General features: G+C 62.5%; 1 protein-coding gene. It reads left to right on the top strand.

Annotated elements, in window-relative coordinates:
• Positions 1–248 (top strand): hypothetical protein (locus ACRHOZ_RS21210; RefSeq protein ID WP_431130333.1); only part of this gene is annotated, 248 nt, incomplete at both ends.

The following is a 248-nucleotide window of genomic DNA, read 5'->3' on the forward strand; positions in this document are numbered from 1 at the left end:
GATACCGGTCGCCGTCACTTCCCCCTGAATGCCATGTTCATGAACGGCCCCACCCGTGGCAAAGACGTGTTCATGCCGCTGGAGTTCATCATTGGTGGCCCCGCCATGGCTGGCCAGGGCTGGCGCATGTTGATGGAATGTCTGGCTGCTGGCCGCTCCATCTCTCTACCCTCCTCCTTTACTGGCATGGCCAAACTGACCAGCCGCGCCGTGGGCGGTTACTCCGCCGTCCGTACCCAGTTCCGCAG

It is taken from the genome of Flagellimonas flava, assembly GCF_050617915.1.
In the GTDB taxonomy this organism is placed as follows: domain Bacteria; phylum Bacteroidota; class Bacteroidia; order Flavobacteriales; family Flavobacteriaceae; genus Flagellimonas; species Flagellimonas flava_A.